This window comes from Actinokineospora bangkokensis (assembly GCF_001940455.1).
Lineage (GTDB): Bacteria > Actinomycetota > Actinomycetes > Mycobacteriales > Pseudonocardiaceae > Actinokineospora > Actinokineospora bangkokensis.
Genome location: NZ_MKQR01000023.1, coordinates 37,249 through 51,236, shown reverse-complemented (window position 1 = coordinate 51,236; position 13,988 = coordinate 37,249). Strand labels below are relative to the sequence as shown.

The 13,988-nt window shown below is 70.9% G+C and carries 13 protein-coding genes and 2 tRNA genes; 9 read left to right on the top strand and 6 right to left on the bottom strand.

Annotated elements, in window-relative coordinates:
- The first annotated feature begins 204 nt into the window (after nucleotides 1–204).
- From BJP25_RS21600 to BJP25_RS21590, 3 genes are read left to right on the top strand one after another with little or no spacing between them, the layout of a single operon-like run.
- Nucleotides 205–528 (top strand): hypothetical protein, encoded by a 324-nt coding sequence (locus BJP25_RS21600; protein WP_075976822.1) that lies wholly within the window; start codon nucleotides 205–207, stop codon nucleotides 526–528.
- The gene (locus BJP25_RS21595; protein WP_075976821.1) at nucleotides 525–1,802 is read left to right on the top strand and encodes a WXG100 family type VII secretion target; all 1,278 of its coding nucleotides are present in this window, start codon (nucleotides 525–527) and stop codon (nucleotides 1,800–1,802) included. Before BJP25_RS21600 ends, BJP25_RS21595 begins: the two co-directional genes overlap by 4 nt.
- Nucleotides 1,799–2,254, top strand: a complete 456-nt coding sequence (locus BJP25_RS21590) for a hypothetical protein (RefSeq protein ID WP_084794329.1) — start codon at nucleotides 1,799–1,801, stop codon at nucleotides 2,252–2,254. Before BJP25_RS21595 ends, BJP25_RS21590 begins: the two co-directional genes overlap by 4 nt.
- A 128-nt stretch (nucleotides 2,255–2,382) precedes the next feature.
- Here the strand turns inward: BJP25_RS21590 and BJP25_RS21585 are convergent.
- The 5 genes from BJP25_RS21585 to BJP25_RS21565 form a co-directional block, all read right to left on the bottom strand.
- Nucleotides 2,383–2,458 (bottom strand) — tRNA-Arg (locus BJP25_RS21585).
- A 42-nt stretch (nucleotides 2,459–2,500) separates the two neighbouring features.
- Nucleotides 2,501–2,590, bottom strand: a tRNA-Ser gene (locus BJP25_RS21580).
- A 68-nt stretch (nucleotides 2,591–2,658) separates the two neighbouring features.
- A complete protein-coding gene (locus BJP25_RS21575) occupies nucleotides 2,659–4,395 on the bottom strand; it encodes a phosphatidylglycerol lysyltransferase domain-containing protein (protein ID WP_075976820.1) in 1,737 nt (578 codons plus the stop codon).
- Between the two features lie 48 nt (nucleotides 4,396–4,443).
- Nucleotides 4,444–5,208 (bottom strand): ESX secretion-associated protein EspG, encoded by a 765-nt coding sequence (locus BJP25_RS21570; RefSeq protein ID WP_075976819.1) that lies wholly within the window; start codon nucleotides 5,206–5,208, stop codon nucleotides 4,444–4,446.
- A gap of 21 nt (nucleotides 5,209–5,229) precedes the next feature.
- Nucleotides 5,230–5,877, bottom strand: a complete 648-nt coding sequence (locus BJP25_RS21565; protein WP_075976818.1) for a dienelactone hydrolase family protein — start codon at nucleotides 5,875–5,877, stop codon at nucleotides 5,230–5,232.
- A gap of 181 nt (nucleotides 5,878–6,058) precedes the next feature.
- Here BJP25_RS21565 and hisC point away from each other — a divergent pair, with 181 nt between their 5' ends.
- Nucleotides 6,059–7,126 carry a histidinol-phosphate transaminase gene (gene hisC, locus BJP25_RS21560; RefSeq protein WP_075976817.1) on the top strand — a complete coding sequence of 356 codons (1,068 nt, stop codon included), beginning with the start codon at nucleotides 6,059–6,061 and terminating at the stop codon, nucleotides 7,124–7,126.
- Here hisC and BJP25_RS21555 read toward each other — a convergent pair.
- Complete coding sequence (locus tag BJP25_RS21555) at nucleotides 7,123–7,881, bottom strand: sulfite exporter TauE/SafE family protein (protein ID WP_075976866.1); 759 nt, start codon at nucleotides 7,879–7,881, stop codon at nucleotides 7,123–7,125. The genes hisC and BJP25_RS21555 overlap by 4 nt on opposite strands.
- Nucleotides 7,882–8,058: 177 nt before the next feature.
- Between BJP25_RS21555 and BJP25_RS21550 the strand changes: the two genes are divergently transcribed.
- The 5 genes from BJP25_RS21550 to BJP25_RS33580 all read left to right on the top strand — a co-directional run bounded on the left by BJP25_RS21550 (nucleotide 8,059) and on the right by BJP25_RS33580 (nucleotide 13,377).
- Entirely contained in the window at nucleotides 8,059–9,297 is a 1,239-nt protein-coding gene (locus BJP25_RS21550; protein ID WP_075976816.1) for an MFS transporter, read from the top strand.
- Between the two features lie 104 nt (nucleotides 9,298–9,401).
- Nucleotides 9,402–9,896, top strand: a complete 495-nt coding sequence (locus tag BJP25_RS35080; RefSeq protein WP_075976815.1) for a hypothetical protein — start codon at nucleotides 9,402–9,404, stop codon at nucleotides 9,894–9,896.
- 59 nt (nucleotides 9,897–9,955) lie between these two features.
- Nucleotides 9,956–10,693, top strand: a complete 738-nt coding sequence (locus BJP25_RS21540; RefSeq protein WP_075976814.1) for a hypothetical protein — start codon at nucleotides 9,956–9,958, stop codon at nucleotides 10,691–10,693.
- A complete protein-coding gene (locus tag BJP25_RS21535) occupies nucleotides 10,690–11,745 on the top strand; it encodes a helix-turn-helix domain-containing protein (RefSeq protein ID WP_075976813.1) in 1,056 nt (351 codons plus the stop codon). The genes BJP25_RS21540 and BJP25_RS21535 overlap by 4 nt, the downstream gene beginning before the upstream one ends.
- 711 nt (nucleotides 11,746–12,456) lie before the next feature.
- Nucleotides 12,457–13,377: a hypothetical protein gene (locus BJP25_RS33580; RefSeq protein WP_143219239.1), complete on the top strand. Its 921-nt coding sequence runs from the start codon at nucleotides 12,457–12,459 to the stop codon at nucleotides 13,375–13,377.
- The last annotated feature ends 611 nt before the right edge of the window (nucleotides 13,378–13,988 follow it).

The following is a 13,988-nucleotide window of genomic DNA, read 5'->3' as shown; positions in this document are numbered from 1 at the left end:
TCCGGTTGCAACGCCCCCCTTCGACGCCAGCCCACGGGTTGCGGTTCCACCCCGTTCGACACCGACAGCCACCCACCAATCGGCCGGTTCTCCGGAACGGACTTCGGGGGCCGCGTGGATTTGTCGGGAAGGTGCACGTCCGTCCGGGTGATGGTCGGTGGGAAAGCCACGTGATCCTCGACCTCATCGCCTAGCGTCACCGCCGTGGACGGCTACGAGGTCGACGTCGAGGGGTTGCGCAAGGCGGCCAGGGCCGCGGGGTCGGCTGGGGAGCAGGCCGGGCAGGTGAAGCTGGGTGAGGCGGTCAGGCCGGTGGGCGCGGCCATGCCCGGGTCGGCCGCGGCGGGGCGGGCGCAGGCGTTGGCCGAGGCGTGGGACGAGCGGTTGCGGGCCTGGTCGGCGGACATCGCGACGTTCAGCGGCAACCTCGGGACGTCCGCGGACGGCTACCAGCGGAACGAGGACGCGGCCAAGGCGGACTTCGGCGGGATCGGGGCGCTGCTGGACAGCTTGGGGGGTGGCGGGTGAGCAGCTACGCCGAGATCAGGACGTGGGACGCCGACGGGCTGGAGGACGTCGCCCAGGCCGTGCGGGGGCGCAAGGACCGGGTCCTGGGCTTGCAGGACGAGCTGGACATGTCGTTCGGGCCGTTGGCCTGGCACGGGGAGAACGCCGCGGGCGCGCGTGACACCCTCGGCACGCTGCGCGACCGCGCGGAGCACGTGGTCGCCGAGGCCGCGCACGTGCAGCGCGCGCTGGAGCAGGCAGCTGACGCCGTGCAGGAGCTGCGCCGGGGCATCGACGACCTGGAGGGCGTGGCGCAGGCCAACCGGTTCAGCATCGGCGCCGACGGCTCGGTGCACGACCAGGCCCCCGACAGCGGTGACCCCGCCGCCCGCGCGGCACTGGGGCGGGCGCTGGCGGACGGTGTCACCAAGGCCATGACGACCGCTGGGGAGATCGACACCGCGCTGGCCGAGGCCCTCGCGGCGGCGGCCGGGGGCAAGGTCAGCGACAACGGCGCCACCACCCTGGCCGAGGCGGACACCGCCTACACCGCGGACGGCGAGTACCACACCGGCAAGCCGCAGAAGCCCGAGATCACCTACGACGAGGACTTCGCCTACGACACCGAGGACCCGACGCTCGCCGACCACGTGGCGAAGGCGAAGTGGCTCGCCCAGCTGCGCGGCGCCCAGCTGCTCGGGTACCTGCCGGACGGCACGGCCACCTACGAGCACTACTGGTCCAACACCGGCACGCCCATGGAGCTCGACTACGCCAAGGCCTACCGCGAGGACTCCGGCATCCGCGCCAGCGTCGACACCGAGGTCGCCCGCGCGGCCCGCGCCGCGGAGGAGCTGATCGCGGGCGGGCAGCGCGACTTCTCGATGACCGGCGGCGCGCACCCGATCTCCCACCAGCCGCAGACGGAGAACTGGCAGAAGGCCATCGGCGGCCACCAGCTGTGGAGCCACGGCGACGTCCGGGTCGAGGGCAACCGGGTCACCATGGAGGTGACGGTGGAGGCCGAGGACCGGTACAACTTCAACCGCGGCCAGGCCGACATCGCCACGGGCGCGCCGGACGACGCCAACGGCCGGTTCACCGAGGTCGGCTGGGCCAAGCCCTTCGACACCCACGGCACCATCACCAAGACGATCACCTGGGAGCTGGGCAACCCGCCCGCGGGCCTGTCCGACGACCCCACCCCGTCCGACCGCGAGGTCCGCGGCACCGAGCGCGACCGCGGCCCGACCCCGGACAACCCCAGGGAACCCGAGAGGAACCGCGCCAGGTGACCCGCACGGTCCCCCTCCTGCTCGCCCTCCTGCTGACCGCCTGCGGCACCACCCCGCCGGAGAGAGGACCCCGCATGCCGACCAAGTCCGGCACCGGCGAACTGCGCACCGACCTCGCCCCCCTCACCAAGCGCTTCCCCGGCCTCGCCGACGCCCGGTCCGCCCAGTGGATGTCCGGCACCCTCGGCGACGACCGCGTCCCCGGCCCGTCGACCTACTGGATCGACGCCGTCGTCACCCTCCCCCCCGCGAAGGTCTCCGAGGTCACCCCCGGAACCCGCGAAACCACCGACCAACCCCCCGTCGTCGACGGCCTGCGCGACGACGTCCCCGAAGGCCCTTACCTGACCAGTGACGCCCTCAACTCCACCTTCACCGGCCAGGGCTGGTTCGTCCACGCCTACCTCGCCAAGGGCACCGACAAGCTCGTCCTGGTCGCCACCGGCCAATGACCGAACCGCTCCTCCTCCCAGCACGTCGGAGGAGGAGCGGTTGGCGGGGGTCACAGCGAAAGCGCGAGCCACATCCTGGTCGGACAAAAAGTCAGCCGCTTGACCTGAGGTCAAGCGGCTGACTCCTGTGGTGCACCCGAAGGGATTCGAACCCCTAACCTTCTGATCCGTAGTCAGATGCTCTATCCGTTGAGCTACGGGTGCGTGTTCAGTTGTCGTTGGCTGCCCGGTCTCCCGGGCGTCCAGCGGAGGCTCCGGGATTTGAACCCGGGAGGGGCTGTTAACCCCAACCGCATTAGCAGTGCGGCGCCATAGACCAGACTAGGCGAAGCCTCCCGGGGCCCCAGGCCGCTCGAGAGAAGAGACTACACAGGTGCTCCAGCGGGGTGCGCAACACCCCCCTCTTAGCGGTTGAGGACGCGCAGAAGCGCAGGTGGGCGGCCTCCGAAGCCCTCGGCCTCCATGGCGGCGAGCGCGACGCGGGGCAGGTCGCGGACGGCGGGGAAGACGAGGTAGCGGGGGAGCCAGGTGGGGGCGAACTTGGCGTTGAACTTGTAGAGGGTCTCGATCTGCCACCAGCGGGAGCCGAGCTTGAGGGCGCGGGCCCAGAGGCGGGCGACCGGGCCCGCGCCGATGCGGCCGCCGCGTTCGAGGGCGGCGCGGAAGACGGCGAAGTTGAGCGAGACGCGGGTGATGCCGAGGGTGGGGCAGGCGGCGAGCAGGTCGGTGATCATGAGCTCGTTGAGGCCGTTGTCGCCGGTGGCGCGGTCACGGCGCATGAGGTCGAGGGAGAGGCCGTCGGGGCCCCAGGGGACGAACTGGAGCAGGCCGGTGACCTCGGTGCCGCGGGTGGCGGTGACGATGACGCAGTCGGGGTCGGCGGGGTCGCAGGCGCGGGAGAGGGCCATGGAGAAGCCGCGCTCGGTCTCGGTGCCGCGCCAGCGCTCGGCGAGGTCGGCCAGGTCGGCGCGCTCGTCGTCGGGGATGTCGGAGCAGCGGCGGACGGTGACGCCGTAGCCCGCGCGGCGCAGCTTGGCGACGGCTTGGCGGACCCCGCGCATGGCCCGGCCGTCGAGGCTGAAGGCGGTGGCGTCGACGACGGCCTCGTCGCCGAGCTCGATGGCGTCGAGGCCGTAGCGGACCCAGACGGTGGCGCCGCGCTCGGAGCAGCCGATGACGGCCGGGACCCAGGCGTTGGCGCGGCACTCGGCCAGGAACCGCTCGATCGCCCCCGGCCACGCCTCCAGGTCGCCCAGGGGGTCGCCGGAGGCCAGGGCGACGCCCGCCAGCACCCGGAACGACACCGCGGCCTTGCCGGTCGGGGAGAGCACCACCGCCTTGTCCCGGCGCAGGGCGAAGTAGCCCAGGGAGTCGTCGCGGCCGCGGGTGGCCAGCAGGGCGCGCAGGGCGTCCTCGTCGTCGGCGGCCAGGCCGGGCTTGGGCTCGGCGGAGCGCAGCAGGTAGTAGCCGCCGAGCAGGGCCGCGCCGACGCCGAAGACCAGGCCGATGGCGGCGGTGAGGTCGTCGAGCCAGGCCACCGGGTGCACCGGGCCGCTGACGCCGATGAGGGCCAGCAGGGACTGGCTCACCGCGTCGAGGAACGACGGGTCGCCGGACAGCCGCCGGGGCGTGCCCACCAGGAGCACGAACACGGCGGCGAAGCCCGCCCCGAGCAGCTGCAGGGCCACCCGCAGCGCACGCCACTTGCCGTAGACGGGGTCGGGGGCGGCGGTGAAGTGCTTGCGGGTGGCGATCAGCGCCCCGCACAGCACCAGCGCGGTGACCCCGGAGCCGATGCCGTGCCGCCACGCCACCGCGTGCGCGACGGTGATCAGGGCCGTCACCACCACCGCCACCTGCCAGGCGCGGCGCTTGCGGCGGCGCAGCGCGTTGGCCAGCAGCCACAGCATCACCCCGCTGGTCAGCACGACCGCGCCCGCGGCGACGGTGGCCTGCTCGGGCAGGTTGAGCCAGGCGCCCAGGGCCTCGCGCAGCTGGGGGCGGCGCGAGCCGGGCAGCAGCACCGACAGCACGGCCAGCAGGGCGACGACCCGCGTCGACCAGGTGAGGAGCTTGACGGTGGTCTCGCCGGAGGGGAGCCAGCGGCGGGCGGCGTCGCGTTCGGTGGCGGCTCTGGTCACGCGCTCCAGTGTGCTACCGCGCGGGCGGCGGCGCGGGAGCCGGGGTGATCAGCGGCGGACCCCGTCGACGAGCTGCTGGAGGCGACCGGCGAGCACCGCGGTGTCGACCGGGGCGATGGCCAGCCACTCCTCGCCGCCGTGGACCTGCGCCTGCACGGCGTAGCGGCCGGGTTCGGCGTCGAACCAGTTGAGCACCGGTGTCCTGGTGCGCCGCCCGACCCGGTCGACGGCGTTGGCCGCGGCCTGCCCGCCGCCGCTGCGCGGGCTCTGCACGAGGGTGGTGACGGTGCGCATGTCCCGGCCGGAGACCCCCGCCCGGTTGAGCGCGTGCTCCAGGCCGCCGAAGCCGGTGGCGGCGTAGGCCTCGACGGCGGCGGTGAAGTCGGCCTTGCGCAGGGTCACCGGGTTGCCGGGGCCGGCGGGCAGGTCGACGAGCATGCCCGCGACCTCGGCGGCCACCCCGCCGCGGCCCGCGGCGCCGACCCTGATCTGCCCGCCGTGCTGCACGGCCAGGGCCGTGCGGCTGCCCGCGCCCGCCCCGACGACCTTGAGGTCGGCGCCGACCGAGAGCAGGCAGTCCAGGCTGTAGTCGGGCCTGGCCAGCAGCAGGAGCTGGTCCTCGAGGTCGCGGTCGAGGTCCTCGCCGGTGCGCAGGCCGCGGGCGGTGAGCGCGGCGGCGACCTCGGCGCGCAGCCGGGCGCGCTCGTCGGTGGTGTGCCCGAAGCTGGGGACGTCGAGCGGGTAGGGGCGCTCGGCCAGGCCGAGCGCCTCCCAGGTGAGGTCGAACTCGACCTCGCTCAAGGTGGCGACCATGGGTCGCAAGTATGTCGGTGCTCAGCGCAGGTGCGCGTCGAACCAGTTCAACGCCCGCTGCCAGGCCTCGTAGGTGGAGTCGAAGCGGAACCGGACGACGTCGGTGGCGGTCTGGGCGGTGCTGGCCGCGTCGCGCAGCTTCTCGACCTGCTCGGGGGTGATGTCGTCGCCCTCCTCGCGGTAGAGGCCCAGCCACGGGCAGCGCAGCTCGCCCGCGACCTCCACCAGCGCGGGGAGGCTGGGGGCCAGCGGTTCGAGGATGCCGCCGCCCGCCACGGTGACCGCGGCGCCGAGGTCGCGGGCGGTGGCGACCAGGACGGCCGCGGCGCCGCCGAGCTCGAAGCCGATGACGCCGGTGCGGTCGGGGGTCACCCCGTGCCCGGCGAGCCACCCGGCGGCGGCGTCGTGCGCGGTCAGGACGGCGGGGCCGGAGAGGGCGTCGAGGTCGGGGTCGTCCACCTCGTGGTGCTCGCCGTGGTGCAGGTGCGGCACCGCGACCAGCCAGCCCTCCGCGGCCAACCCCGCCACCACGCCGCGCACGGCCTCGGTGACGCCGCGCGCCTCGGGCAGCACCACGAGGCCGCCGCGCACGACGCCGTCGGGCTCCGCGCAGGTCAGGCGGACGGTGGCGGCGGCGGTGGGGACATCCTCTGTGCGGGTCTGGACCATGAGCAACCCAACCACGGCGGGGTGAACACCAGTCAACGTGATCGCCCGCTCACCCGGGAGCACCAGCTCGACCGCGGGTGCGCGCGCGCCGGGTGCGCGCGGACCGCTCCTGGCGGACAACTCCCGGCCCCGGCTCGGCTAGCGTGGGCGCCGTCGTCCCAGGACCCCACGAGGAGCCACGATGAGCGTCCGCACCCGCGCCGACCTGGCCGCGCTGCCCGGCTACGTGCCCGGCCGCACCGTCCCCGGGGCGGTGAAGCTGGCCAGCAACGAGGTCTCGCTCGGGCCGCTGCCCAGCGTGGTGGCGGCGATCGCGGAGGCGGCGGGGCAGGTCAACCGCTACCCCGACAGCGGGGCGACGGCCGTGGTGGCCGAGCTGGCGGCGCGGCTGGGCGTGCGCGAGTCGCAGGTGTCGGTGGGCTGCGGGTCGGTGACCCTGTGCCAGCAGCTGGTGCAGGCCACCTGCGGCGAGTCCGACGTGGTGGTGTTCCCGTGGCGCTCGTTCGAGGCGTACCCGATCATCACCCAGGTCGTCGGGGCCCAGCAGGTGCGCGTGCCGCTGACCGCCGGGCACGAGCTGGACGTCGAGGCGATCGTGGCCGCGGTGACCCCGCGGACCCGGTTGGTCTTCGTCTGCACGCCGAACAACCCCACCGGCACGGCGCTGACCGCCGAGCAGCTGGACCGGGTCGTCTCGGCGGTGCCCTCGGACGTGCTCGTGGTGATCGACGAGGCGTACCGGGAGTTCGTCGACGACCCGGCCATCCCCGACGGCGTGGAGTACGCCAAGGCGTCCTGGGCGCACGGCCGGGACAACGTGGCCGTGCTGCGCACCTTCTCCAAGGCCTACGGCCTGGCGGGGCTGCGGGTGGGCTACCTGGTGGCCTCGGAGGAGGTCACCGAGGTGGTGCGCAAGGTGTTCGTGCCGTTCGGGGTGAACGCGGTGGCGCAGGCGGCGGCGGTGGCCTCGCTGCGGGCGCAGGACGAGCTGCTGGAGCGGTGCCGGGAGATCGTGGCCGAGCGCACCCGGGTCCGCGAGGCGCTGCTGGGCATGGGGTTCGACGTGCCGCCCTCGCAGGCCAACTTCGTCTGGCTGCCGCTGGGCGAGCGCACCGCGGAGTTCAACGAGCACTGCATGGCGCACAAGGTGGTCGTGCGGGCGTTCGCGGGTGATGGCGCGCGCGTGACGATCGGCACTGCCGCGGAGAACGACCAGTTCCTCGCCGCCGCAGCGGACTTCCCGAGCTAACCCAGGACGATCTTGGCGATGGCCGCCAGGCCGACCACGACGATCACGCCGCGCAGGATCGCCGGGGAGAGCTTGCGGCCGACCTTGGCGCCGAGGAAGCCGCCGAGGGTCGAGCCGACGGCGATGAGCACCACGGGCAGCCAGGCGACGTCCGCGACCAGGATGAAGATCACCCCGGACACGGCGTTGACCAGCGCCGCGAGCACGTTCTTCACCGCGTTGAGCCGCTGGAGGGGCTCGGCGAGCAGGATGCCCATCAGCCCGAGCAGGATGATGCCCTGCGCGGCGCCGAAGTAGCCGCCGTAGACGCCGGTGAGGAACACCCCGACCCACACCAGGGCGCCGCCGTGCGGCTTGGCGTCGTCGGTGCGGCGGGCGGCCAGCGCCCGCGACAGCCGGGGTTGCAGGACGACCAGCACCAGGGCCACCACGATCAGCACCGGGACGATGCCCTCGAACGCCTCGGCGGGCAGCGTGAGCAGCAGGACGGCGCCGAGGACGCCGCCGAGCAGCGAGGCCAGGCCCAGCCGCAGCAGGCGCGGGCGCTGGCCCGCCAGCTCGGTGCGGTAGCCGATGGCGCCGGTGATGGAGCCGGGGACGAGGCCGAGGGTGTTGGACACGTTGGCCACGATCGGCGGGTAGCCCACGGCGAGCAGCACCGGGAACGTGACGAGCGTGCCCGAGCCGACCACCACGTTGATGCCACCGGCGAAGATGCCCGCCGCGAGGACGGCCAAGGACTCCCACAAGGTCAGCGTCGACACGGACGCACCCTAAGTCCGGCGGGGCGCGCGGGCCCGGCGCGGGAGGTGGGGATCTCACCCGCTCTGCCGCTTTCCGGGCGAACCGCACACCGCAGGGTTGTGGACTTGTTGAACAATCCTACAGACTGACCGGGACGTGCGGCACACCACTGGCACCGAGGGGGTCCGATGGGCACGACCGGCACGCGCGCGCGGATGGGCTGGTACCGGGAGCTGCCGCCACCGGGGCGGCGGGCGTTCACCAGCGCCTTCCTGGGCTACGGCCTCGACTCCTACGACTACCAGGTGCTGCCCCTGGCGCTGCCCGCGATCGGGGTGGCGTTCGGGCTCAGCACCGGGCAGACCGGCCTGTTCAGCACGGCGACGCTGGTGTCGTCGGCCTTCGGCGGGCTGATCGCGGGCATCCTCGCCGACCGGATCGGCCGGGTGCGCACCCTGGCGATCACGGTCCTGGCGTTCGCCCTGTTCACCGCGCTGTGCGGGCTGGCGCCGAACTACGAGACGCTGCTGGTGTTCCGGGTGCTCCAAGGTCTCGGGTTCGGCGGCGAGTGGGCGACCGGGGCCGTGCTCGTGGCCGAGTACACCGCCGCGCGGCACCGCGGGCGGGTGGCGTCGGTGGTGCAGAGCGCCTGGGCCGTGGGGTGGGGCGCGGCCGTGCTGGTGCAGCTGGGCGTCTACGCGCTGTTCGAGCCGGGCACGGCCTGGCGGGTGCTGTTCCTGACCGGCGCGCTGCCCGCCCTGCTCGTGTTCTACCTGCGGCGGGGCACCGAGGACGCGCCCGTGCGCGAGCGGGAGGCCGGCCCGCGCGGGTCGCTGCGGGAGATCTTCAGCGGCGACCTGCTGCGGCCGACGCTGTTCGCGGCGCTGATGACGACGGGCGTGCAGGGCGGCTACTACACGCTGGCCACGTGGGTGCCGACGTTCCTGCAGAAGGACCGGGGGCTCAGCGTCGTCGGCAGCACCGGCTACACCGCGTTCCTCATCGTCGGGGCGTTCCTGGGCTACCTGTGCGGCGGGTGGTTCACCGACCGGTTGGGGCGCAAGGCATCGATCGGGCTGTTCGCGGTGGTGGACGCGGTGCTGATCCTGCTCTACACGCAACTGCCCGCCAGCGCGGGCGACTGGGTGCTCTACCTGGGCTTCCCGCTCGGGTTCTGCTACTCGGCGATCTTCAGCGGGTTCGGCGCGTTCCTGTCCGAGCTGTACCCGGCGCACGTGCGCGGGGTGGGTCCGGGGTTCACCTATAACTTCGGTCGAGGCGTGGGGGCGCTGTTCCCGGGCGCGGTGGGGTTCCTCGCGGAGAGCTGGGGCGTCGGCGGGGCGATGGGGTTCGCCGCGCTGGCCTACGTGCTGGCGTTCCTGGCGCTGTTCGGCCTGCCGGAGACCCGCGGGCGCGAACTGGCCTGAGGGCGGGCGGTCCGGGCGCCTGCGGGGTGCGCCCGGACCGCCGTCACATCACGATCGGATCGCGGCGGGTAACCAAGCGGTAGGCGGTTCGGATAGAAACACACGTGCGCAAGATCCGCCCCCTGCCGACCTGGCCCCTGGTCGCCCTCACGCTGTCCGCCGCCACGATCGGCGGCGTGCTGGGGCAGCGCCCGGACTCCGAGCCCGCCGCCGCGGCCCCGTCGTCGGCACCCGCGCCGACGACCACCACGAGCGCCGGCACGTCCACGGTGACCTCCGTGCGCACGGTCACGGTCGCCCCGCGCACGACGACCAGCACGCCCACGCGGACCCCCGAGGTAGAGCAGGCCGCGCCCACGAGCGAGGAGTTGCGGCTGCCGCAGGAGCAGCCCGCGCCGGTCACCACCACGACCACGTCCGCGAGCACCACGACCACCTCGCGCCCCCGGCTGTGCGACCCGAGCTACCCCACGCTCTGCCTGCCGCTGGGCGCCGCCGACCTGGACTGCTCGGACATCCCCGACCGCGGCTTCCCCGTCCGCAGGCCCGACCGCCACCGCTTCGACGACGACCGCGACGGCGTGGGCTGCGAGTCCTGACCCGACACGCCGGTTAAGTTTCGCGCACCGATTACTGCCTGCCGGTAGAGTCCGGTGGCATGACTGAGCAGCGGGAACGGGCGCTGGCCGAGCTCGGCCGGGCCGGGGTGCTGGCGGCCGTCTCGTGGGCGTGGGCCACCGCCGCCCGGCGCACGGCCATGGACTACGACCCGGCCACCGGGCACGACCAGGTGTGGCTGGGGCTCACCGCGCACAAGCTGTTCTGCGACCGCCTCGACCGCGTCTTCCACTGCCGCCGCTACCACGTCGACCCCGACGGCGAGCTCGTCGGCCGGGACGTGCTCGGCGACGGGCTGCTGTCCGGGGAGCTCGACGCGATGCCGTCGGTGCGCCCCGGGGTGGTGCTGCGCGCCGACGACCACAGCTCCCCCGGCTGGCGCGTCGACCGCTGGCGCTGGCTGGTGACCTCGTTCCCGTACGAGGGCGTCGACCGGATCTCCTGGGCGTCGAAGACGCCCACCAAGCAGCGCGCCGCGGGCCGCCGCCCGCCGGAGGACCAGTTCACCCTGTTCACCCTGGGCGAGTCCGAGATCGACGACTCGGTGCTGTTCATCGCGCACGCCATCAACTCCGACGCCACCGACTCCGAGTGCTGGCTGGGCCGCCCGCGCAGCACCGAGGGCGGCGGCAGGCCGTGGCACTGGCGTGAGCGGCTGGTCGAGCCGCGCCCGCGCGAGGCCGGTAGGGTCTGGCCGGTCGTCGGCGCCCCGACCGGGCAGCGGGGGGTGTCCGACGCCGAGGTCCAGCTGAAGCGGGTCGCGGGAACAGGGGAATGACGAGCGGGAACCTCGCCGAGGCCGCGGCGCAGTTCGACGGCGGCAGGCTCACCCTGGCGCGGCGGCTGTCCGGCCTGCGCAAGAACGCCCTCGCCGCCGCGGTCGAGCTCACCCCGGCCGCGATCAGCTTCTACGAGTCGGGCACCAAGCGGCCCTCCCCGCCCACGGTCGCCAAGCTGGCCCTGGCCCTGGGCGTGGAGCCGCGGTTCTTCCTGCCGGGCGCGGGCGCCGCGCCCGCCACCGCCCACTTCCGCTCGCTGCGCTCCACCACCCAGCTCGCCCGCGACCAGGCCGAGGCGTACGTGCAGGTCGTCACCGAGGTCACCGCCGTGCTGGAGCGGCACGTCGACTTCCCCCCGGTGCGCCTGGTGTCGGCACCGGTGCCGCTCGACTGCGCCGACGACGCCCCCGAGCGCGCCGCCGCCGCCCTGCGCGCCCTGTGGGACCTGGGCGACGGACCGGTGCCGCACACCATCCGCGCGGCCGAGGGCAACGGGGTGCTGACGGTGTTCACGCCCCCCCAGTCGGCCTCGGTGGACGCCTACTCGGTCTCCCGCGCCGACCGCCCACTGGTGCTGCTCAACCCCGCCAAGGACGACTACTACCGCCAGCGCTTCGACGTCGCCCACGAACTCGGCCACCTCGTCATGCACGCCGACGAGGAACCCGGCAACACCGTCGTGGAGAACCAGGCCAACCGCTTCGCCGCCGAGTTCCTGCTGCCCGCCGCCGCCATCGCCGACCACCTCCCCACCCGCGCCGACTGGCCCCGCCTCGCCACCCTCAAGGAGCACTGGGGCGTCAGCCTCCAAGCCCTGCTCTACCGCGCCCGCCAACTCGGCCGCATGCGCGACGTCACCTACCGCAACGCCATGACCACCATCTCCACCCGCGGCTGGCGCCGCCGCGAACCGGGCACCGTGCTGTCGGTGGAACAACCGTCCCTGCTGCCCCGCGCGCTGGAACTGCTGCCCGCGGGCCTGCTGGCCGCGGAGTCGAGGGTCCCCGACCACCTGCTCGCGATCGTCACGTCCCGCACCCCCGCAGGCTGACCTGCGGTCGAGAACACCCCAGCGGCACGCGACCGGCGGTGCCCGCGCACCCGCCAACGACATCGCCGCTGGTCAGAGAGCGGAGGCGGAGGGATCTGAACCCCCGGACGGTTGCCCGTCTTCCGCTTTCAAGGCGCCCCTTTGGGGGGTTTTGCCGGTCTGGATTAGTCCGTCTTCGCAGCTCATCGGGTGGGGCCGTCCGAGGTAGTTCGGAGCCGTTGCTACACCGGGTGCTACACGGTTCAAGCACCGCCCCCGTAGTGCGTTCCGCGCCTACGGGGGCTTCGTGCTACTCCGAGTACGGCGCGGGGCGTGCGGGTTCGCCGGGGTCCAGGGGCAGCGGTGCCCCTGGTACCGAGCAGGTCGCGGGGAGGACACGCGCTCATAGGCACGGGAGTGTCGGCCTTCGGCGTACTCTGCATGGCAACCTCGCGCCGTCTGGGCGGTGTGGCGCACCCGGCGAGCACGAGTGCCGTGCTGTGCGCCCGCGCGGCCGTGAGCGAAGCGGGAGGCCGCGCCGTGGCGCGATGGATGGGGACATCGGCGCCAAGCCGAGCAGGCCCACCAAGCCGCGCCGCGCAGGCGGCGCGGCCTTGACCCTTTAGAGCCAGATTCAGCAGCGTAGATGGAAGGTCAACCGTGACCAAACAGTCATATTCAATTCACCTACTTCAGGTGGCCCCTAATCGGAAACCCGACAAACCTTTCAACATGAGCAATCTCGATGGCTCTGAGATTGATTTCATTACTCTCTTTTATGGTTTTCTTAAGGATGTAAAGAAGACGCCGCTTGTAACATCTGGAAGTAATCTCTACCTCACCATCGAAAACCTGAAAGCCAGCGGGCGGACCATCTACTTCTCCGCAGACCAAGGCCGCTTCGGAACAGAGGGAAAACTGGTCGACATCAAGAGCGGGAGCACCACCAAGGAGATCAGCGAGAGCGAATCTGCAGTTACGACTACCAAAAACCTGCTAGTTGCTTCGGAAAATGGGCCATACGCACTATTGATAGGCGAGCGATACGGCAGTCACAGTTCGGCGGGAACCGTTCTTTCGACCTTCTATCGGGCATTCGTGGAGAAATTCAGAGATTCTGGCAAGAATTTTGTATTCAAAAATGAAGGGTACATCGACAAAGAAGCGTGGAGTTCTTACCTCAAGAATGCCGACATGAAATCTGTTCAGGTTAACAAGTACGAAGCTTCATCAGATATTGCAGATGGAACAATCCGAAGCTCAATAGGAAAGATAGTCTGCCAAATGCGGCCGCGCCGGGGATTAGGGCATTTCGGGCGCAACCTGCGTGACCAACTCATCACCGGCGATGTTAACGCGCATAGCATAATCGGCATTAAAGAAGATCCAGGCGATGAGGTGGAGGTTGTTCTATCCGATGGAATACAACAAAGGCGCCTCTTGCTTGGGGCCAAGAACGTGCCAGTACTGCTTCACTCTCTAGCAGCAGATGATGCAGACCGCCTTTCTTCAGACGACGTGCTGGACGCCATGCTCACCAAAGTGTCAGACCTTCGGTCTAAGGTTGGCCTTAAACTTCCCGACGACTGGAAGAAGAAGGCATGGACACGACAGCAGCTCAATGTGAAAATGGCGGCTTATCGTGACAAGTAAATGGTCGATCGCCGCGACGTTTCGCGATCAGTTTCAAACTCTGATCGACTATCGGACAAAAAAGTTGATGATGACGGATATAGTCTTTTTTTATGGAATTCCAATCGCTCTCGGCATTACTTGTTTGATTACTCGATTTGAATTGCGGGGACTTGAAGGAATTCTTAGCGGTATATCCATCTATACGGCATTCTTGTTCGGCCTATTGGTTCATGTGTTTCAACTGAGAACCAGGGTGGCAGACGAGGAAAACAAGCGGGACGAGCTAATAGACCTAATTGATGAACTGGAGGCAAACATTTCATACGCGGTCTTGATGGGGCTTGCCACAACAGCCACGTTGATCTTTACTGTAGCGGTTACAGCCAAGGACACCCCGGCTGCTTGGGGTTACTCCGCTCCAGTCGTACTCCTGGCAACACACATGATACTTACCCTGCTGATGATCCTAAAGCGAACACGTTCTGTATATCAGAGACTTCCACTAGATTACTAATTGATAAGCAAGACCAAGATATAGACGACAAGCGGGACGCGCTGCGGAGGCCGTCTGACGAGATGTGGCGCTGACCTGCGGAAATGCCCGCGTTGCTACACCCACTGCTACACAA